Consider the following 20,232-nt stretch of genomic DNA (forward strand, 5'->3'; position numbering starts at 1 on the left):
TGCTGGGAGAGAACCATCTTGATGTCGCCACTAGTCTGAATAATTTAGCACAACTCTACGAATCTACAGAACGCTACAGCAAAGCCGAACCCTTGTATCAACAAGCTTTAGAAGTGAGTAAACGCTTGCTGGGAGATAATCATCCTGATGTCGCCATTAGTCTGAACAATCTCGCAGCACTCTACCGTAAGACAAGACGCTACAGGAAAGCCAAACCCTTATTTGAGCAAGCTTTGAAAATTTGTGAACAAACTTTAGGTGTAAGTCATCCTACTACTATGACAATTCGGGCAAATTATGCAAACTTTTTAACAGAAGCATATCACTAGCGATCGCAAGGCAAAAGTAAAAAGTCAGGCATAATTGTATTCCAACCTCTTGCGCCATTTTAAATGGTATGTTTATTTCAGCGATCGCTGTACTAGCGATCGCATCAAAATCATTCAAAATAGAAAAAGTAATTTATAGACGTAGTTAAAATCTATCCCTCTCTCCACCAGCGAAGAAGAGGGGTTAGATTCTACTTACATCCTAAAGACTTGCGAGTATCCACACCAGTTTTAGAATTCACACCACTTGCTTTAACACAAAGCTTTTTCAGTTGTATCCCATCTAAAATTGCATTCGTAAAATCAGCACCTGTGACATTTACATCATCAAAAATAGAACGCAGCATCATTGCATCAGTCAACACAGCATCACTTAAATCAGCATCCTTAAACCTTGTTAGATAGGCTATGCCTTCACTAAAATCAGCACCATGCAGATTTACTCCCTCCAACAGGGTACCGTTAAATACGCCACCACGTAAGTCAGCATTGCTAAAATTAGCATTCTCAAGTTTGAGATTGGTAAACTCAGTGCCAACTAAACTTTGACCAGAGTAATCCTTGCCCTTGAGTTCATCATTACCCATAGAACGGGTAATACTCGAAGAACTTGCAGCTTGCGCCGATAAGGGAAACCAAAAAAGAACCATCGCTAAGACAAAGCTAGCTAACAGTCGCCAATATTTCATAATGTCTTCTTAATAAATCTCAACACTTGCACCATTAACTATTAAAGCTTATGGAAGGGCACAAGGGAGTAGGGAGTGGGGAGTGGGACAAGAGGTGAGAACTTGCAACAAGTCTTTCCCCTTGTCCCCAGTCCTCTTGTCAATGCCCTATTCCCCATTCCTAAATTCAATACACAAGACTCTAAAACCAGAAAGCATCTCGTAGGATTATAGATGTTGAGGTGCGATCGCAAAATTACCTGTGGCTAATCAAGAAGACAACGCCCAATCTCTGGCGCGAACCCTTTTATATCAAGTGGGTGTAGAACTTAAAGCACGCTTTACCAGCTTTGGTGGTTGGGAAATGCCTGTGCAATTTAGTGGCATTAGCCGCGAACACGAAGCTGTAAGAAATACAGCCGGAATGTTCGATATTTCCCACATGGGCAAATTTACCCTCCAAGGTAAAAACCTCATTTCCCAACTCCAGCCTCTAGTGCCTTCCGACTTGAGTCGTTTGCAACCTGGTCAAGCGCAATATACCGTATTGTTAAATCCCCAAGCCGGAATTATTGACGATATCATTGTTTATTACCAAGGTGAAGACACCATTGGTATACAGAGGGCATTCATCATAGTCAATGCCTCTACCTCTGGTAAAGATAAGGCATGGCTATTGCAACACCTTGACCTAGATAAAGTGCAATTCCAAGACCTTTCACCAGATAAAGCCTTAATCGCCGTGCAAGGGCCAAAAGCGATTAAATACCTCCAGCCCTTAGTGCAAGAAGACTTACAATCAATCAAAGCCTTCGGACATTTAGAAGCAACCCTACTAGGCAAACCTGCCTTCCTGGCCCGCACAGGTTACACCGGAGAAGATGGCTTTGAGGTGATGGTAGATCCAGATGTGGGGGTAGAATTGTGGTTAAGTCTCCATAATGCTGGTGTTATTCCCTGTGGACTCGGTGCCAGAGACACTCTGCGGCTAGAAGCGGCAATGGTACTTTACGGACAAGATATCGATGACACCACCACACCCTTAGAAGCCGGTTTGGGGTGGCTAGTTCATTTAGATAGCAAAGGCGAATTTATTGGTCGGGAAATTTTAGCACAGCAAAAAGCCACTGGAGTGCAGCGCCGATTGGTCGGTTTGCAAACCCAAGGACGCAACATTGCCCGTCACGGCTATCAAGTGTTATCCGCAGGTAAAGTTGTGGGAGAAGTTTCCAGTGGCACCCTGTCGCTTACACTTGGTTATCCCATTGCCTTAGCTTACGTTCCTACCCAACTAGCAACCGTCGGTCAACAGCTAGAAGTCGAAATTCGCGGCAAAGCTTATCCAGCAGTTGTAGTTAAACGTCCCTTTTATCGGTCAAAAAATCGTGTCGCCAACTGATAAGCGTCGAGGTTTTTGAGGAATAATGTGTTGTGAGTTAGTTAGTCAATCAATCTACAGTAAGGTTCATTACCAGATATGGCTTGGATGACTGTTGGGACAATAATTTTTTTGATAAGGGAGAGGAAGTGATATGTCTTTTGAATATCCTCAAGATTTCAGATACCTGGATTCTCATGAATACGTGCGAATAGATGGTGAAATTGCCACCATTGGTATTACTGAATTTGCTGTACATGAATTGGGCGATATCGTCTTTTTAGACCTGCCAGAAATTGGCGACGCTCTTACTAGGGGAGAAAACTTTGGCACAATTGAATCAGTGAAAGCGGTTGAAGAACTGAATTCACCAGTAACAGGCACAGTTATAGAACGTAATGAAGCCTTAATAAATTCTCCCGAAGACGTGTCAGAAGACCCCTACGGGGAAGGGTGGTTTTTGAAAGTGCGCGTCAATGACCCTGATGAAGTTGAGGATGCCTTGACAGCAGATGAGTATCGCGCCCAGGTAGAAGGGGAGTAGGCAAGAGACGGAGGGGGATGAGGGAGACAAGCAAGACGAAACAGACAAGGAAAAATTTTCTCTCCCATCTCCCATTCCACCCGAAGATAAGTCATGAAATTTAGATTAACTGAAAAGTTACACCTACTTATCATCAGTATTTATTGCAAAATATGAAATAGTACCGTCTGGAGAGTAATTTGTGGTATTGAACGCCCCTATTCTCAAGTCTAATGAGCAGCAAGTGCTGGACGAAAAAAGTCAAACAAGTCAAAAGCTAAGTAGTTTTGTGCCAAGACACATTGGCCCTAACTCCGACGATATCCAGCAAATGCTTAAGGTTTTGGGGTTTCCCAGTCTGGATGCCCTAATCAACCAAACAGTCCCGCAGGCAATTCGGCTGAAGCAACCGTTAAAGTTACCAGAAGCCGAAAGTGAGTATGCAGCACTGGCATCTTTAAAAAAAGTTGCTGCCAAAAATCAGGTTTTCCGCTCATACATCGGTATGGGATATTACGACAGTATTACCCCACCTGTAATTGGGCGTAACATTTTAGAAAACCCCGGTTGGTATACTGCCTACACTCCTTATCAGCCAGAAATTGCCCAAGGGCGGCTAGAAGCACTGCTAAATTTCCAAACCCTGATTATCGACTTAACAGGTTTGGAAATCGCCAATGCTTCGTTACTTGATGAAGCCACAGCCGCAGCTGAAGCGATGAGCCTAAGCTATGGTGTTTGTAAAAATCAGGCAAATGCCTATTTTGTCTCTGGTGATTGCCATCCCCAAACTATCGACGTGTTGCAAACACGCGCTCAACCATTAGGGATTAAGATTATTGTTGGCGATCATCAAACATTTGATTTTGATCAACCAATTTTTGGAGCTGTTCTGCAATACCCTGCTAGTGATGGCACCATTTACGACTACCGCGCTTTTATAGAAAAAGCCCATGCTAAGGGTGCATTGGTGACGGTAGCAGCAGATCCTTTAAGTTTAACTTTGCTCACCCCTCCTGGGGAATTTGGCGCTGATATTGCTGTTGGTAGTACCCAGCGCTTTGGTATTCCGTTGGGGTTTGGGGGGCCTCACGCGGCATACTTTGCTACGAAGGAAGAGTATAAGCGGCTGGTTCCAGGGCGAATTGTGGGTGTATCAAAAGATGCTCAAGGTAAGCCTGCATTGCGTCTCGCCTTGCAAACCCGGGAACAGCACATCCGCCGCGAAAAAGCTACTAGTAATATTTGTACTGCACAAGTGCTGCTAGCGGTAATGGCGAGTATGTACGCCGTCTATCATGGGCCAGATGGACTGAAGCAAATTGCTGAAAATATCCACCAGCTAACTTTAATGTTGGCAGCAGGACTAAAGCATTTGGGTTACAAAATTAGTTCTAAATATTTCTTTGATACATTGCGCGTGGAGTTGGGAACACGCAGCCTGGAAGTAATTCTCGAAGCTTGTCAAGCACGGAATATTAACCTGCGGATTTTTGATGACACTGCCGTTGGTATCTCTGTAAATGAAACAACTACAGTAGATGATTTGGTAGAGGTTTTGGAGATTTTTGCAGCGCCTGATAATCTATTTCTCGGTTTTAAAGAAATTGGAGACTTAATTGCAGCAGGGCGCAAATCACCTCAACAAAATTCAAGCCTTGCCCGCACCAGCACCTATCTCACCCATCCTGTATTTAACCGCTATCATTCAGAAACTGAGTTATTGCGCTATCTCCACAAGCTAGAAAGCAAGGACTTATCGCTAACAACATCGATGATTCCTTTGGGGTCATGCACAATGAAGTTGAATGCGACTGCTGAGATGATTCCGGTAACTTGGGAGGAATTTGGCAAGATTCACCCGTTTGCCCCTGCATCCCAAACGCAAGGTTATCAAATCCTGTTTGAGCAACTTGAGGCATGGTTAGCTGAAATTACTGGTTTTGCGGGAATTTCTCTACAACCAAATGCTGGTTCTCAGGGCGAATACGCTGGACTTTTAGTGATTCGCCAATATCACGAAAGCCGTGGACAAAAACACCGTAATGTTTGTTTGATTCCCACTTCGGCACATGGGACAAATCCAGCAAGTGCGGTGATGTGCGGGATGAAGGTGGTGGCAGTTGCCTGTGATTCACAAGGTAATATTGACGTTGATGACCTGAAGGCTAAGGCAGAAAAACACAGCAATGAACTAGCTGCCTTAATGGTGACATATCCCTCGACTCACGGTGTTTTTGAGGAGCCAATTCAGAAAATCTGCGCTATTGTCCACAGTCACGGTGGACAAGTTTACATGGATGGGGCAAATATGAACGCCCAAGTGGGAATTTGCCGTCCTGGAGATATTGGCGCGGATGTCTGCCATTTAAACTTGCATAAAACCTTCTGTATTCCTCATGGTGGTGGTGGCCCTGGTATGGGGCCCATTGGTGTTGCATCTCATCTTGTGCCTTTTCTCCCCGGACATCCTGTGGTAGGGACTGGGGACTGGGGACTGGGGACTAAGAAGGAAGAAATTCCCAATACCCAATCCCTAATCCCCAGTACCCAGCATATTGGTGCTGTGGCGGCTGCGCCTTGGGGTAGTGCTAGTATCTTGGTGATTTCTTGGATGTACATCGCCATGATGGGTGCAGATGGTTTAACCCAAGCTACTAAGGTGGCGATTCTCAACGCTAACTACATCGCCAAGAAACTGGAATCGTACTATCCGGTTTTGTATCAGGGAAAAAATGGTCTAGTTGCCCATGAATGTATTTTAGATTTGCGATCGCTCAAAAAATCAGCTGCGATCGAAATCGATGATGTTGCCAAGCGTCTGATAGATTATGGTTTCCATGCACCGACTGTCTCCTGGCCTGTAGGAGGTACAATCATGGTGGAACCGACAGAAAGTGAATCTAAACAAGAGTTAGATCGTTTCTGCGATGCGTTGATTTCTATTCGCCAAGAAATTGCCGAAATTGAATCAGGTAAGGTGGATGCTCAAGATAATGTTTTGAAGAACGCACCCCACACCGCCGAAAGTCTGATCGCTGGAGAATGGCAGCATCTCTATTCTCGCGAACAAGCTGCCTACCCTGCACCTTGGACTCGTGAGTATAAATTCTGGCCTGCTGTTGGTCGCATCGACTCAGCTTTTGGGGATCGGAATTTTGTTTGTTCTTGTCTGCCAATGGATGCTTACTAAACTGAAGTGAAGAGTTAGGAGTTAGGAATTAAACTCCTAACTCCTGCCTTCGATAAACACTGATAATTTACCTGTTTCTATCTGTGATTGTCTGGTTGTGATACCTGGGAATTAAACGATTAGGCTTGTTGTATTTCTGGACGACCATCTTCAACCACAAATGAAGCCCGCTTACTAAGCGTGCCATTCGGGGTTGTGACGTTTGATAAAACTAGATAATCTGTCTTGCAGGTTGTGGGAGTCAGCGCACAGCGAACATACCCCCGTTGACCGTTGAAGAACTTAATGTGTGGGTTATCAGGTAAGTAAGCTTCAACATTTGGGCTGGTATCTGCCCCATCTCCACCGGAGGTTATTGAGGTACAGACAAATTCACTTCCGACCGTAGCAGATTTTGGGTTATTAAAGTCAGCCTTTAAATTCATTGCCCAGTTGGAATGGATATCGCCTGATAAGACTAATGGATTAGATGGTTTGCGCTGTTCTAAAAAACGCATAAGGCGATCGCGGGAAGCCACATAACCATCCCACTTATCCATGCTGTAGGTTTCGCCTTCTCCTGGTTTTGTATCTATCTGAGCAACTACAACTTGCTGGGCTAAAACGTTCCACTTAGCCTGTGAACTATCTAAACCATCATATAGCCAATCTTCCTGACGCTTACCAGTAATCGTTGCATTCGGATCTTCTCCACAAGGACGTTCGTTAGTGCCATCACCACAGGGCTGATCGGTGCGATATTGGCGGGTATCTAGGACATGAAAGGTCGCTAAGTTACCAAAGGAGAGCCGACGGAAAAGTTGCATATCGGGGCCAACGGGACGCGAGAAGGGGCGCAGTGGCATGTGTTCGTAGTAAGCCTGATAGGCAGCAGCCCGTCGTTGCAGAAAGATTGCCCGATTTTGATCTGGTTCAGTATCGACTTCCGAGATGTCGTTGGCGTAGTTGTTTTCTACCTCGTGGTCATCCCAGGTGACAATCCAGGGAAAGGCTGCATGAGCTGCTTGCAGATTGGTATCGGTTTTATAGAGGGCGTGACGGTTGCGGTAATCTTCCAAGGTGAGAATTTCAGCACTGTTGTGCTTTCTGGGGCGATTGTTTGATATTCCTCCTTCATAGATGTAGTCTCCAACATGCACTACTAAGCTGAGATCATCTTGGGCAATATATTTGTAAGCAGTATAGTATCCCTGCTCATAGTGCTGACAGGAGACAAGGGCAAAGTTTAATTTATTTAAGTAGCCACCTGCTAGAGGAGCTGTACGAGTGCGACCAATGGGGCTAGCGTCTTGGCCGACAAGAAACCGATACCAGTACCAAGTATCAGATTGTAGTCCTTCTACCACAACTCGAACAGAGTGAGCTAGTTGTGGAGTTGCAAGTACCGTACCTCTAGAGACAATACGCCTCATATCAGGATCGGTTGCTACTTCCCAGCGAATTGGCACATTAGCAGGTGGCATTCCACCTCCGTTTAAGGGTTCAGGAGCGAGACGAGTCCAAATCACTACGCTGGTAGGATAGGGATCGCCCGACGCTACACCCAAAGTGAAAGGATAATTGGAAAATCTGCTTGTGGCGATCGCTCTTTGAGGAGAAAATTGGTTAGCGATCGCCAAACCAGACAATGCTCCTGCCCCAATAATTAAGTTGCGTCGTTTGATTCGACTGTGCAGGAACTGCTCAAAATTCCGATAATTTACCATTCTCTACTCCTGGCTAACAGGTAAGTTAAAGTACAGCAACAGCTAACACAAAGAAGGCAGGGTAATCTTAGGAAAACTTCGTAACTAATTCCCTTAGCAAAATCAGATTTTAATTTCCAATTTTTGATTCTGCTATCAATGTGTTAGATATTGTTTTCCTACAGAAAAGCCTACTAATAAGAGATTAATCCTGGGCAAAGAAAGCGTTAATATCAACTTAACCAAGATTAGATTTTAACCTGTTTTATTGATGCTACCTTTCTCTTCATCATCCAGCCAAGGCTACAAGTAAAAAGAGCGCCAACTAAAGGTGTAGGTTCAGGTACTTGTCTATAAGAAACTCTACCTGATATAAGTTCAGCATTTGGAGAAGTTTTAGAGAAAGTTGTAAAATCCTCACCAATAATTTCATAACTTATAGAACTGGAAGGATTAGCTTTATCATTGAACTGATAATCTAACGCAAAATATTTTTTTCCTGTTAAGGATGTGCTTGAAAAGATAAGAGGAAAATCTGGGTAGTTGGCATCATCTTTTTGCGTGTAAACGTTAGAGTCACCATCAAATTTAAAAGAAAGTGACTTAATGGCAGCTTCGGGATTATAGTCATTACTGAAAGTTGAGTCATCAAAGCTAAAAAAGCCATTTCCCTTAGTTACTGGGCTATCAACTGTGAAAGCGTAATTCAGAATTGCAGCAGATGCAGATTTTGCATCTACAGTAGCAAAACCTAAAGTAAGAGTAGCAGCAGCAATCAATAGTTTTGGAACCAATTTCATCTCTGTTTTCCTCACCATAAACTTCTCTAAGCAATGCAACTACAAGCTATAAAAATAACTTGTTCCTAACTTACTTATTTTCCAAATGGATATTCATCACTGGTTAGAACAGTGATGAAATCAATGATTTGTTTCTTTTTATTGACAAAGAGACAAATCCTCAATTATTTTGAGACACCCTATTTTAGAATTATGAGTTTAAGCAAACTTTAATCAAAGGTAAAAATAAAATTTAATTTAAGTTTGCCAATGAAAAAGTTAGCCATAACCGCAGGGCAAACGCATCTAAATATTGATCGACCTGAATAAGAGTGGAATTCAGCAAGACTGCAATCAAATATGACTTTCAGGAAATTAAATGTTCAATTTTATCGCAATGACAATCATTATGAGAGGGAGGAAAAGTTAGAGGAAACCATCGCTTGACTGTCAAAGAAGGGAGCAACGCGATTTTGTAAGATCGGAGTAAATTATCAATTACATCACTAAATTATCAATAATACAGGTTTTTTGTTGCGATCGCTACGTGTACCGAAGGTAATCGCATCCCAAAATAGCCTATTTGCATTTTTAGTTTTCACCAAAACAGTGCTGAGTAAAAAGTAAAATTAATTGCACTCAGCATATAGGGTCTGAAGACCCTATATTTATTTATGAAAAAAATAAAAATATTTTTTTTGAGACACTCATGCTGAGAAAAAATACGTCCTTGTTTCAATCCCCTAGTTTTAACTATGGGGTTATACTCAGCACTCTAAGCCGAGGTACTCAGCACTACTGAAACTTAGCCTTAACTGAATTGTATTGCCTCTAATTCTTCTCTTACAGATAAAGGCTGATACCCCAATGCAAAAGCTTTGGAACTATCCAAAGAAACATCTGCCGGTCTAGGTGCTGCCATTTTCACATCTTGTTGTCGGCAGGATTTGAGTGCGGTGGCGGGAAATTGAAATACTTCTACTAATATCTGTCCAAAATCATAACGTGAAATCCGTTCTTTCCCACCCAAATGAATGATGCCATTAACTTTTTCTAATGCTAATAAAAGTCCTTTCGCGGCAGATGTTCCACTTACTGGTGTACGAAATTCATCTATAAATAAACTTAATTCTTTTTCGGCTTGTAAAGTTTGAATAAATGGCTGAATAAAGCTTTTAGCTGTGGGTGTTGCTGCACCAAACATCAACGGCATTCGACACACTGCGGTCATGGGATATCTTTCTAGCATATCTGCTTCTGCGATCGCTTTTTGCTCACCGTAAAGATTGACAGGACACACGGCATCTGTTTCTCGATATGGAGCATTTAAGCCATCAAAAACCAAGTCGGTTGAGGTAAAAGCACAAGGAATAGAATTATCCGCACAAAGTCCGGCAATATTACCAGATGCGATCACATTAATTGCGTGCGATTCTTTGGGGTTAATTTGACAAAAATTTGGTTGCGAATGTGCAGCAGTATGAATAACTGCTGCTGGTTTGACATCGTTAAAGATACGTTTTAATTCCTGAAAGTTTGTTAGGTTCGCTTTGAAAATTTTTATCCCAGGAATCTCTAAAGGATGGGATAAATAAGTACCATAAATATCCCATTCTTGTTTGGCAAGCTGGCAAAGATGCCATCCTAAAAAACCACTTGCTCCAGTGATTAACAATTTTTTCATGTTTAATCGCAAACCGCTCAAGAAAAAATGCTATATACAGCAGAGTTAGATTTTACACTGAGTAGTGGCGATCAAATACTATTGCAGTAATTTCTGAAACTGCTTTTCACTACGTACTTTGCTAAAGTCGGGGTCAGTTTTTGCTAATTTCTTGTATTTATCAGGAACAAGCTTGATTGCTTTGTCTAGGTTCTCAATTGTTAATTCCAGATTGCTTTGTAAAGCATAAGAGCAAGCTTTATTGTAATATGCTTGGTGCAAATCTTGCTTTATAGCGATCGCTCTATCATAAGATGCAATAGCATCTTGGTAGCGGTGCAGCTTTGTCAGAGCAATGCCTTGGTTAATTAAGGCTTCATATTTGTCGGGTTTGATGGCGATCGCTTTGTCGTAAGATGCGATCGCATCTTTGTAGCGTTGCAACGATGTTAAGGCTATGCCACGATTATACCAGGCTTCATATTTGTCGGGTTGGATAGCGATCGCTCTATCGTAAGATGCGATCGCGTCTTTGTAGCGTTGCAACGATGTTAAGGCTATGCCACGGTTTATCCAAGCTTCAGGACTCTCAACTTTGATGGCGATCGCTTTGTCGTATGCTTTTATTGCATCTTCGTAACGTTGTCCATCTAAGAAATTATTACCTTGATGAAAGAAATCTTCTGCTTTCTGGGTAGCCTTCGCTTCTATCAAAAGTTGGGTTACATTATTTTCTTGTATAACTTGTGTAGTATTCTCTGTTGATGAGCTTGCCTCACCACTACAGCCAAATGCAAAGAAAGCTATCAAGCCAGATGCAACCAAGCAGCGCCGAAAAACCATGCTGTACCTACAAAACTTATAAAATGATGTTAAAAGTTGTTCATTTTTTGAGTATTATCAAAATACACTACTTTTTACCCATTAATTTACTTATATTTTGATAAAAGGTTTGGTTGAAGATGCATAGAAGCTTTTTAAAATAAAGTATATGTTAAATTATCATATTAAATAGACATAAAGCAATTGCTTAGAGCCTATTTAAGTCAATAAATGATTATTTGTGTTGCTATATAGGTAGCGTAGGCGTAGCCCGTCCTAGAGATCGCACGTGTTTGGTAATTACCCTTTTAATTAACAAGGGTGCGATCGCACTAGTTTTTCACTAAAGAATGCTGTTATTTGCTTCATATATCAAGCAATAGCAACAACGTGCTTTGTCACTATTTACAACCATCTTCAACCAAGTCAAACACAAGTTTCAGGTGCAAGTTGGGCATGATGCGACAAGAAAACTCATGTAAAAACGCAAAGTAGGGCTTTGCCTTACTTCGCGCTTTTGCCTTTTTACATAAAACCTAACTGATTCCAAACACTGACTCGACAGTTGACTTAATCGAATCACGTGCATCCTTCAAAGTTTGGCTAATAGGATGCTTTGCCTGCAAAAATGCACGCGCACAATTACGTCCTGGCATTCCCGAAATCGAACCACCTGGGTGAGTCCCTGCACCAGTCAAAAATAGATTATCAATAGGCGTTTTGTAGTTCGCTATTTCTGGTAAAGGACGGAAAAATATCATCTGATCTAAAGTCATGTCAACATGGTAATAATTCCCTTTGTACGCGCCTAATCTTTCTCCTAGTTCTGCTGGACTTTCTACACGACGGGCGATAGTTGCATTCTTGACATTTGGTGCATAGTCTGCCAATTTATCAATCACCTTATCTGCAACTTTATTTTTCAATTCATCTGTCCAACCAGTACCTTTTAAACCAGTACCTTCTGCACCAGCAATTTGATAAGGGGCAAAAAACTCAATCCATGCAGTGTGCTTACCTGGTGGTGCTAATGTGGGGTCTAAATAGCTAGGCATCACCAAATACATTGATGGGTCAGCATCAGGAATCTCTCCCAAGGTACATTTACTATGAGCCTGTTCTACATGTGTTACGGAATCTGCAATCAAGATAGATCCAACAAGATATTCGTCTTTGTGGGCGTGGTGCGGAAAGTGCAGTGGTTCGTCTAAAGCCAAATCTATCTTGAGGATGGTTTCATTATTGTTAACGATGCGGCGTTCTAATCTTTCCCATAAATTTGGATCGGCTCCATCAACTTCGCTTTTATCAGTCATTTGCAAAAATAACCGCTTGGCATCAATATTAGAAATAACCCCGTGTTTAGCGCGATATTCTTTTCCACCAGCAACCCGCACACCTACAGCTTTTCCATCATCAATTAAAACTTTTTCAACCTGCTGATCTGTGAGAATAACGCCACCTTTACTTGTGACTAAATTCACCAAAGCTTGCACAAGTGCGCCAGTTCCGCCACGAGGTCTGGCCATTCCAGGATTGTGACGCATTGCCATCATAATTGCACCAATAGCAAGGGTTTTTTGCGATGGTGGCGCACCAAGTTCTGCTGCTAGTCTGGCTAATGGCGCTTTTAGAAATTCCTCATCAAACCACTCATTAAGTAAATCCTCAGCGCTGTTCAACATTGTGCGAATAAAGTCCAGCGTTTTATTTGGCGAACCAATAACAGAAAATAAATCTTTTAGTTTGGTGATGTCGTAGTTACCAAGGATATCTATAACTGACTTTGGCGGTGCATTAAACATGGGAATCATTGCACCTAGCGCTCGCTGCCAAAAATCTACAAATTCGGCGTATTTTTTGGCATCACGTTCACTGTAACGAGCAATTTCTGCACAAGTTTTTTCCACTGATTTATGTGCTAAGAAATACTTGCCATCAGGATGAGGACAAAAAACAACCGGATCGCACTCCAGATAATGTAAGCCGTATTTTTCTAGTTCTAATTCTTCAACAACTGGCCCCAAGTGAATAAATTCATGGTCAATAGCACACAAGTTAAATTTAAATCCCGGAGCTTCTTGGGGTAAACATTCTTCAGTTGTTGCTGCACCACCGATAACAGAACGCTTTTCTAGTAACAGAACGCTATAACCAGCTTTCAGCAAATAAGCTGCACAAACTAGCCCATTGTGCCCAGCACCGATTAGCACAACATCATACTCTTGCATAGTTGTCATTTTGAAATTAAGTAGCTTTTAAAAGCTTATAAAACTTTTCAAAAATTTACATCATTCCCTAGTTACAAAAATTATCCTTAACTATTGTCAATACTACTAAAGAGATAGTTCAGTTAGTGATGATGGTATTTGCTTCATTTGAGTTTCTACCAGAAGTGTCAAACTACCCTTTTCTACTTTTATATCTTTAATCTTGAACGCCATATCTTCCCATTTCAAAGATGGTAGATTCATCAGTTCTTTGGCTTTCTGCATTAATGCTGTAACTAATTCTATTGAAACACCCTCTCCCTCAGTGCAGTTAAAACTCTCCAGCATCGCGGGTTGTGAATGAGTGCGTGGACGAAGCACCGCAGTGTAAGCGAAAGGGCGAGTATTTCCCATTTCCTTTAACAGCACTTTTCCTTTACATTCTATTTTGCCTTCACCAGGTAAAAATACTTGAATTTTTTGCGGCTCAAAACTTACAATGTCACCATCTACATCCAAATCAAAGTTCTGCATTTGGCTGCTAACAAATTCTGATGCCAAAGCGCGGTTCATATCCACTTCTGTGAGTACAATCCGAGCAGTGGCATTTACAGCCTCATTGAGTTCTATTTGACCAAAAAGAGCGCTGAAGGGATTGACGGCAATACTATCTGTTTGTAGTTTGATTTCCTGTATGCGAATGTCTTCTTGTATAACCAATCCTTCACCTGCAAACGAAACTCCATCGGCTTGTCCCTGAAGTATTTTGAATAAATCAGTTTGTACATTTATGTCTATTTTTTCTACTTCATCTAACCCTTGGGATACCATCATTTCAGCGCCCTGAGATAGAACTTTTTCTTCTAAATTATGTTCATCTTGCATGAGTTAGTATCTCCTAGATATTCTCTTATTACTTACTGTAAAGGCTAGATACTAACGAGCGAATCTACATTGCGGTATATAATCGGAGGATTGAGTAATCAAGTAAAGGATATTGTTTCTCTTTTAACTCTTGCCTTTTTGGTAACAACCATTTTTACACCGCCGCTAGGGACAATGGTAATGCCACGACGAACTGGATGCACTGGACGTTTATCAGTAAGGGTTAGTTGAAAATTCGATAAGATTATGGCTGTTACTAATTTTAATTCATACATAGAAAATGCGCCACCAATGCAACCGCGATAACCGCCACCGAAAGGTAAATATTCATAAGGTGAAAATTTTTGGTTGAGAAATCTTTCTGGGCGGAACTGTTCTGGTTCTGGGTAAGTCTCGGTTCGGCGATGGGCTAAATAAATACAGGGAACTAAAACTGTTTCTGATGTAAAATTGTGCCCCATAATTTCCACTCTATCTTTTACCATTCGCGGTGTGCAAATTAAAGCAATAGGATGAATTCGCAGTGTTTCTTGACAGACGGCGGTGAGATAAGGTAATTGTGTAATTGCTTCTGGATTTGTGAGATCATCTAAAGTGTTTAGTTCTTGCATTAGCCGATTTTTCACCTCTGGGTGAGAGTGAATTAAATAAAATACCCAGGCTAATACGCCAGATGTAGTTTCGTAACCCAACAGCAATAATGAAACTAGTTGATCGCGTAATTCCTCATCTGTCATCTGTTCTCCATTTACGTCACGCGCTGACATCAGTAGGCTGAGAATATCTGTACGCGCAGGATCATTTTGCCAACGTCTTTCAGAAATTTCTGCGTAAATAAGTTTGTCAATTTGCTCTCGTCTTTTTAGGAAAATTCCCCAAGGACTCCATGCACCTAAATCTTGTTGCAGCAAAGGAAAGAAAAACAAGCTGGAATACCAAGGTTTAGTTACGTCTTCTAATAAAGAACTCAATTGTTTTTTTAATTGTTGATAACGCGTACCATGAGTAATACCAAATACCACCTGTAAGATAATTTCTAAAGTGATATCTGACATTAAGTTGTGTATAGCAATATTTGTACCTGTTGTCCAATTTTGGGTGAGTTCTTCAGTAATTTGACAAATTGCTTGTCCATAAGACTTTAAATTATCGCCATGAAATGCTGGTAGTAATAACTGCCGTTGCTGTTGATGCGATCGCCCTTCTTGAAATACTAGAGAATTCTCTCCAAACAAGGGTTTAAATACATGAGTTGCTTTCTTAAAATCTAACTTGTGTGCAGAGATAGCAAAACAATCACTAATTGCTTGGGGATGGCTAAAAAATACTATCGGTGGCGACTTTAAACCCATTACCCGCAGTGTAAAAATGTCACCATACTTGGCAGCATAATTTTCTAAAGTTTTTGTGGGTTGAGCAATTAATTGCAGAGTTTGTAGTAACGCTGGTGTGTGTATTTTATCAAGTAGTTTCATTGTTTATTCGATAGTTTTAGAATTTAGTAAGTTGCAAATAATTCAATCCGCTTGAGTTAAGACTTGATCCTCTCTAACGCTCCTTAAAAAGGAGGGTATTATAGCAAGCCTTTTTAATAGCTTGGGGGGATGTTCCAGAGTCAACTACCACTAAGTAAACCGTATTGGCAAATCATTACCCTTAATTTTTACAAGGATAATAATAATATTTTTTCTGAATCTTTAGAAGCATTTACCGAAAAAACTTACTAAAAATATTTTGGGTATATACCAATACGGTTCAGTTAGAGCTAAAAATTTGATTTTGTGTAGGTTGGGTTGAGGAACGAAACCCAACATTCTCTCGGCTTTGTTGGGTAACGCATTGCCTCAACCCAACCTACAATTATCCTTAACTGAACCGTATTGGGGTGTGTACCGATTTAAATTACGTCTTTTGGTGTAAAATACCAGTTTTACAACTCATTTTTTTACAACTGTTGCAACATATTAAATTAAAATACCCCCATAGACCTCTTTAAAAAAGGACTATGGGGGATTATGTAGAAGCATTGAAAATCTATCTAAATATATAGATGGGAGTTGAAGATTTGCTGAATGCAACCATCAAATACCGCAGCATCAAACAGTGGTTGTCTGTAAGATGGTAGACTTCACCTGACGTTGGCTCGTGATAACCATCTCAATGGGACGATCTGGGCCTGTCACCAAACCACGGCGTTTAGGTCGCACTTCACCATTGTCAACTAGCTCTAATTTTAGGCTAGAAAGGATTTCTGCAAGTGCTAGCTTCATTTCCAACTGGGCAAATGCTAGCCCAATACAACGCCTTGCACCACCGCCAAAGGGCAAATATTCATAGGGAGAAAATTGCCGTTTTAAAAAGCGTTCTGGCTTAAACTGCTTCGCTTGAGGATAAATATCTTCTCGCTGGTGAGTCAGATAAATAGAACCAATTAAGACTGTACCCGGTTCTAATTCGTAACCGCCCAACGATAGGGGTGTTCTTACTACCCTGGGAAAGGTTAGTATAGCTACTGGGTAAATCCGCAATGTCTCGGAACAAACAGCGTTGAGATAAGGTAATTTGAAAATGGTGCTGGGGTCTGGGTTATCGGCCAAACTATCTAATTCTTGCAGTAGCTTTTGGCGCACTGATGGTAATTTGTGAATCCAGTATAATGCCCATGCTAAGGCTGTCGCTGTGGTTTCATGACCAGCGACTAACAGAGTCATCAATTCATCGCGCAACTCTTGATCAGTCATAGGTTGACCGGCTTCATCCCTAGCAGCCATGAGTAAACTAAGAATATCCGTGCGTGATGAATCTGGTTGTTCTCGACGTTCCCGAATTTCCTCGTAGATAAGTTCGTCAGCTTCTTGCTGGAGGCGCATCTGTTTTCCCCAAAAGTTAATCGGGCCAAAATCCCTTTGCAAAGCTGGAAAATAAAGCAAAGCCACATTTAAGCGAGAACTGGCTTTTTCTAAAAGTTCGCTCAAAAAATTCTGTAGTTTTTCGGCGCGAGGCCCTTCATATAGCCCAAATACAGCTTGCATAATCACCCGCAGGGTAATAGCTTGAGTAGCAGACCGAATATTGAAGGGTTTGCCTATCTGGTATTGGCTGATGACTTGCTTGGTGACCTCGGTAATTACCTGACTATAATTCCGCATTCTTTCGCCGTGAAAAGGAGGCATTAACAACTGGCGTTGGCGCTGGTGTTCTGCGCCGCTGATGGTAATTACAGAATGCTTTCCCAGTAAAGGTTCAAACAGCTGATTCACATCGCCAGGCGCTTCTAATTCCTTGGTATCATTTGTCAAAATTTGCTGTTGCGCTTGGGGATTGCTGACAATTACCATAGGAGGCAGATTTTTGTCTAATCTGAGAGTAAAAATCTCGCCATAGCTTTTGGCACAAGCCTCCATAAATGACATCGGATTAGCAATCCAGCGCACCATTTGTAAAACTGCTGGGGTTTGCGGCCCATTTGGGAATTTCATAAATTTTTTTTCCTACTTAATATTTTTTGCAACTTCAACTAAGTGAAATTTTAGTTGAGTGACCATTTAAAGTACTTATTCTAACGTTGCAAAAAAGCAATAAACTGTTACAACCTGAAAGATGTAAAATTTTTGTTAAATTCAACGAGCATCTACAGTTTCATTTCATCCTCATAAGGTACTCAGCATGACTGCAATTTCCCCAAAGGCATCTTCAACGCTTCCTGATTTTTCTGAAGGTATTCAATATTTTGGTGAAGCACTACCAGATTTTGAAACTCATGGTGCAACACCTGCTATAGAGTCGGGCAAAGTTGCGATCGCAGATTCCACAGACAAAGCAGCTGTCTATCAAACTTTACTGGCTGCCGATGCCCTCCGCTACCTGACTTTACAAGTTACCGCTAGTAAGGCTTCTGGGCATCCCGGCGGATTCGCCAGCCAAGCAGAAGTTTACGCATCTCTTGTCATGCTGGGATACAAGAACATTCTTACTGAAGTCGGACACCATGCGCCTGGATTTTATTGTGCCATGTTCTTGGATCGTTCCCTAGAGGACATGGGAATTTTTACAGTCCAACAATTGCGCGATCGCTTCCGAGAAAAGCACGGACTCTTAGGACACCTTTCTGGTTTCATCCCTGGTATTCTCGCACCTGCGGGACCTTTGGGACAAGGGCAACACTTTGCAATGGCGGCTGCACTGTTACACAAAGATAAATTATTTCCCTTTACAGTTGGTGATGGTGGATTGGGTGAGCCTTATATTGTAAGTGCGATCGCTCACTTCCATACTGCTTATCCTGCTGTCACCAACTTCTTGCCGGTGTTGGTGTGGAACGGTTACAGCCAAGAACATCACAGCATGGTTTCCCTTAAAACCAATGAACAGATGCAAGCATATTGGCAAGGTAACGGTTTTGATGAAGTCGTGTTAGTTGATGCCAAGGATTTCGACGATCAAAACCAGCCAGGGGATTACGTTGATAGTACCGCCTTTTCCTTCGAGAAACGTCTAGAATTTACTCAAGCAGTACTTTCTGGTGTGGATAAAGCAGCGCGATCGGCCCTTGGTGGTAAACTTACCGTCTTCATTATTAAACAACTCAAAGGTGCAGGAGTCCACGCACGGGGGGCAAAATCTCACAACCTTTATCCCAAAGATACGCTAAATGCGCCGCATATTATTAGTGCATTGCAAACCCGTGCTTTATCAGCCGAGGCTTGGCAATTAGTCAGAACAAATGCAGAACGTGCTGGCGGAGGCCCAGCAGCAAAAACAGTAGTAACAGAATTTGAATTTCCATTACCAGAATTAGGCGAATTACCTTTAGAAGAATATGCAGTCGGTGGTGAACATAAAGTTTCCACAACTGCAATGGGACGATTAGTAGGAATCGTAGGAAATAAAGATCAGAATTTCCTCGTCACCAACGCCGATGGTAACGAAGCATCTGGAATTGCCAACATTAATCAAGCATTAAAAATTATCCACCCCACAACCGACGACTTATATAACCAAGCACCAAATGGACAAGTTTATGAACCATTGAGTGAAGATGCTTGTGCAGGTTTAGCTGCGGGTTTGGCGTTAATGGGTGCGAGAACTTTGTGGTGTTCTTACGAATCTTTTGCCATTAACGGAGTACCAATTTGGCAAACTGTGACTCAAGCAATGGCAGAATTGCGCCGTCCAACTCCCTCGACTATTACTTTATTCACAGCTGGTGCATTAGAGCAAGGGCGTAATGGTTGGACTCACCAACGTCCAGAAATTGAAGCTTACTTTGCTTCGCTGATGCGAAATGGCAATGTTTTTCCATTATTTCCCCCTGATGCTAACAGTATTCAAGCCTGTTATGACTGGGCATTGAAAAGTAAGAATAAGGGAATTGTGATTACAGCTAGTAAGTCACCATTGCCAATTCGCACCACTTTAGAACAAACTCGTCAAGGGTTGCGCGATGGTGCGGTGCTATTACATGAAATTGCTGGTGATAAACAAGTTGTATTTGCTGTAATTGGTGATATGACATTAATGCCAGTATTTGAAGCTGCTGCTTTTTTGGAAACTGAAGGTATTGGTGCCAAGATAATTTCTGTTATTAACCCTCGGCAATTGTATCGTAGCCATGATACTGCGTGGGATACTTGTTCTGAACCTGATGGCGGTTTCTTGGATGATGCAAAATTTGCGGAATTATTTGATGGCGATGCGCTAATTGCTGTGACTGGTGGTGCTGCGTCAGTACTCGAACCAATTTTGTTGCGAACTACGGCGAAGCGCGACACTTTTGCTTGGAAGCGTGGCGAAACTACAGCTAGTGCTGGCGAGTTGATGGCGTTTAATGGATTGACTGCTGAGGCGTTGACAAAACGTGCGATCGCATTAGTGCATTAAAGTTAGAATAGTTTCTCGTTTTATCGCAAATATACGTATATAAACGCTGAAAAATTGCGTTCAATGCGTATATTTGCGTTTTTTATTTAAAATAATTTAGCAGACAGGAGAAATAGGGGTAAATTTGCTGAAATTCGTTGACAATAACAGGTTTACGAGTTCAAAAGTTAGTTTACGAGTCGCAAAAGCTAGTTTAGGAGTCGCAAAAGCTAGTTTA

The 20,232-nt window shown here is 41.7% G+C and carries 14 protein-coding genes; 5 read left to right on the forward strand and 9 right to left on the reverse strand.

Annotated elements, in window-relative coordinates; genetic code table 11:
- A partial coding sequence (locus tag ACFFAP_RS15540) for a tetratricopeptide repeat protein (protein ID WP_375512047.1) occupies positions 1-329 on the forward strand: 329 nt, incomplete at its 5' end.
- A 191-nt stretch (positions 330-520) separates the two neighbouring features.
- Here ACFFAP_RS15540 and ACFFAP_RS15545 read toward each other — a convergent pair.
- Entirely contained in the window at positions 521-1,018 is a 498-nt protein-coding gene (locus ACFFAP_RS15545; RefSeq protein WP_375512048.1) for a pentapeptide repeat-containing protein, read from the reverse strand.
- A gap of 241 nt (positions 1,019-1,259) precedes the next feature.
- Here ACFFAP_RS15545 and gcvT point away from each other — a divergent pair, with 241 nt between their 5' ends.
- The 3 genes from gcvT to gcvP all read left to right on the forward strand — a co-directional run bounded on the left by gcvT (position 1,260) and on the right by gcvP (position 6,091).
- The gene (gene gcvT / locus ACFFAP_RS15550) at positions 1,260-2,396 is read left to right on the forward strand and encodes a glycine cleavage system aminomethyltransferase GcvT (protein ID WP_375512049.1); all 1,137 of its coding nucleotides are present in this window, start codon (positions 1,260-1,262) and stop codon (positions 2,394-2,396) included.
- Positions 2,397-2,529: 133 nt separating this feature from the next.
- Positions 2,530-2,919, forward strand: coding sequence for a glycine cleavage system protein GcvH (gcvH, locus tag ACFFAP_RS15555; RefSeq protein ID WP_375512050.1), 390 nt, complete (start codon positions 2,530-2,532; stop codon positions 2,917-2,919).
- Between the two features lie 181 nt (positions 2,920-3,100).
- Positions 3,101-6,091 (forward strand): aminomethyl-transferring glycine dehydrogenase, encoded by a 2,991-nt coding sequence (gene gcvP, locus ACFFAP_RS15560; protein WP_375512051.1) that lies wholly within the window; start codon positions 3,101-3,103, stop codon positions 6,089-6,091.
- Between the two features lie 119 nt (positions 6,092-6,210).
- Here gcvP and ACFFAP_RS15565 read toward each other — a convergent pair whose 3' ends face one another.
- The 8 genes from ACFFAP_RS15565 to ACFFAP_RS15600 form a co-directional block, all read right to left on the reverse strand.
- Positions 6,211-7,797 (reverse strand): alkaline phosphatase D family protein, encoded by a 1,587-nt coding sequence (locus ACFFAP_RS15565; protein WP_375512052.1) that lies wholly within the window; start codon positions 7,795-7,797, stop codon positions 6,211-6,213.
- Positions 7,798-8,024: 227 nt separating this feature from the next.
- Positions 8,025-8,576 carry a PEP-CTERM sorting domain-containing protein gene (locus tag ACFFAP_RS15570; RefSeq protein WP_375512053.1) on the reverse strand — a complete coding sequence of 184 codons (552 nt, stop codon included), beginning with the start codon at positions 8,574-8,576 and terminating at the stop codon, positions 8,025-8,027.
- Between the two features lie 790 nt (positions 8,577-9,366).
- Entirely contained in the window at positions 9,367-10,239 is an 873-nt protein-coding gene (locus ACFFAP_RS15575) for an SDR family oxidoreductase (RefSeq protein WP_375512054.1), read from the reverse strand.
- Positions 10,240-10,317: 78 nt separating this feature from the next.
- Positions 10,318-11,061 (reverse strand): tetratricopeptide repeat protein, encoded by a 744-nt coding sequence (locus ACFFAP_RS15580; RefSeq protein WP_375512055.1) that lies wholly within the window; start codon positions 11,059-11,061, stop codon positions 10,318-10,320.
- Positions 11,062-11,576: 515 nt separating this feature from the next.
- Entirely contained in the window at positions 11,577-13,271 is a 1,695-nt protein-coding gene (gene crtO / locus ACFFAP_RS15585) for a beta-carotene ketolase CrtO (RefSeq protein WP_375512056.1), read from the reverse strand.
- A gap of 105 nt (positions 13,272-13,376) precedes the next feature.
- Positions 13,377-14,135, reverse strand: coding sequence for a DUF2993 domain-containing protein (locus ACFFAP_RS15590; protein WP_375512057.1), 759 nt, complete (start codon positions 14,133-14,135; stop codon positions 13,377-13,379).
- Between the two features lie 98 nt (positions 14,136-14,233).
- Positions 14,234-15,610, reverse strand: a complete 1,377-nt coding sequence (locus tag ACFFAP_RS15595) for a cytochrome P450 (protein ID WP_375512058.1) — start codon at positions 15,608-15,610, stop codon at positions 14,234-14,236.
- 621 nt (positions 15,611-16,231) lie between these two features.
- Positions 16,232-17,614 carry a cytochrome P450 gene (locus tag ACFFAP_RS15600; RefSeq protein ID WP_375512059.1) on the reverse strand — a complete coding sequence of 461 codons (1,383 nt, stop codon included), beginning with the start codon at positions 17,612-17,614 and terminating at the stop codon, positions 16,232-16,234.
- A gap of 187 nt (positions 17,615-17,801) precedes the next feature.
- On the opposite strand from ACFFAP_RS15600, the gene ACFFAP_RS15605 reads away from it, so the two are divergent.
- Positions 17,802-20,015 (forward strand): phosphoketolase, encoded by a 2,214-nt coding sequence (locus tag ACFFAP_RS15605; RefSeq protein ID WP_375512060.1) that lies wholly within the window; start codon positions 17,802-17,804, stop codon positions 20,013-20,015.
- The last annotated feature ends 217 nt before the right edge of the window (positions 20,016-20,232 follow it).

The sequence above is a fragment of the uncultured Nostoc sp. genome (assembly GCF_964245575.1).
GTDB lineage: Bacteria > Cyanobacteriota > Cyanobacteriia > Cyanobacteriales > Nostocaceae > Nostoc.

What these genes read in the sequence shown, in the direction of transcription:
- ACFFAP_RS15575 (WP_375512054.1), bottom strand. Translation starts at nt 10,239, where the DNA reads ATGAAAAAATTGTTAATCACTGGAGCAAGTGGTTTTTTAGGATGGCAT.
- ACFFAP_RS15605 (WP_375512060.1), top strand. Translation starts at nt 17,802, where the DNA reads ATGACTGCAATTTCCCCAAAGGCATCTTCAACGCTTCCTGATTTTTCT.
- gcvH (WP_375512050.1), top strand. Translation starts at nt 2,530, where the DNA reads ATGTCTTTTGAATATCCTCAAGATTTCAGATACCTGGATTCTCATGAA.
- crtO (WP_375512056.1), bottom strand. Translation starts at nt 13,271, where the DNA reads ATGCAAGAGTATGATGTTGTGCTAATCGGTGCTGGGCACAATGGGCTA.
- ACFFAP_RS15570 (WP_375512053.1), bottom strand. Translation starts at nt 8,576, where the DNA reads ATGAAATTGGTTCCAAAACTATTGATTGCTGCTGCTACTCTTACTTTA.
- ACFFAP_RS15545 (WP_375512048.1), bottom strand. Translation starts at nt 1,018, where the DNA reads ATGAAATATTGGCGACTGTTAGCTAGCTTTGTCTTAGCGATGGTTCTT.
- ACFFAP_RS15595 (WP_375512058.1), bottom strand. Translation starts at nt 15,610, where the DNA reads ATGAAACTACTTGATAAAATACACACACCAGCGTTACTACAAACTCTG.
- ACFFAP_RS15600 (WP_375512059.1), bottom strand. Translation starts at nt 17,614, where the DNA reads ATGAAATTCCCAAATGGGCCGCAAACCCCAGCAGTTTTACAAATGGTG.
- ACFFAP_RS15580 (WP_375512055.1), bottom strand. Translation starts at nt 11,061, where the DNA reads ATGGTTTTTCGGCGCTGCTTGGTTGCATCTGGCTTGATAGCTTTCTTT.
- ACFFAP_RS15590 (WP_375512057.1), bottom strand. Translation starts at nt 14,135, where the DNA reads ATGCAAGATGAACATAATTTAGAAGAAAAAGTTCTATCTCAGGGCGCT.
- ACFFAP_RS15565 (WP_375512052.1), bottom strand. Translation starts at nt 7,797, where the DNA reads ATGGTAAATTATCGGAATTTTGAGCAGTTCCTGCACAGTCGAATCAAA.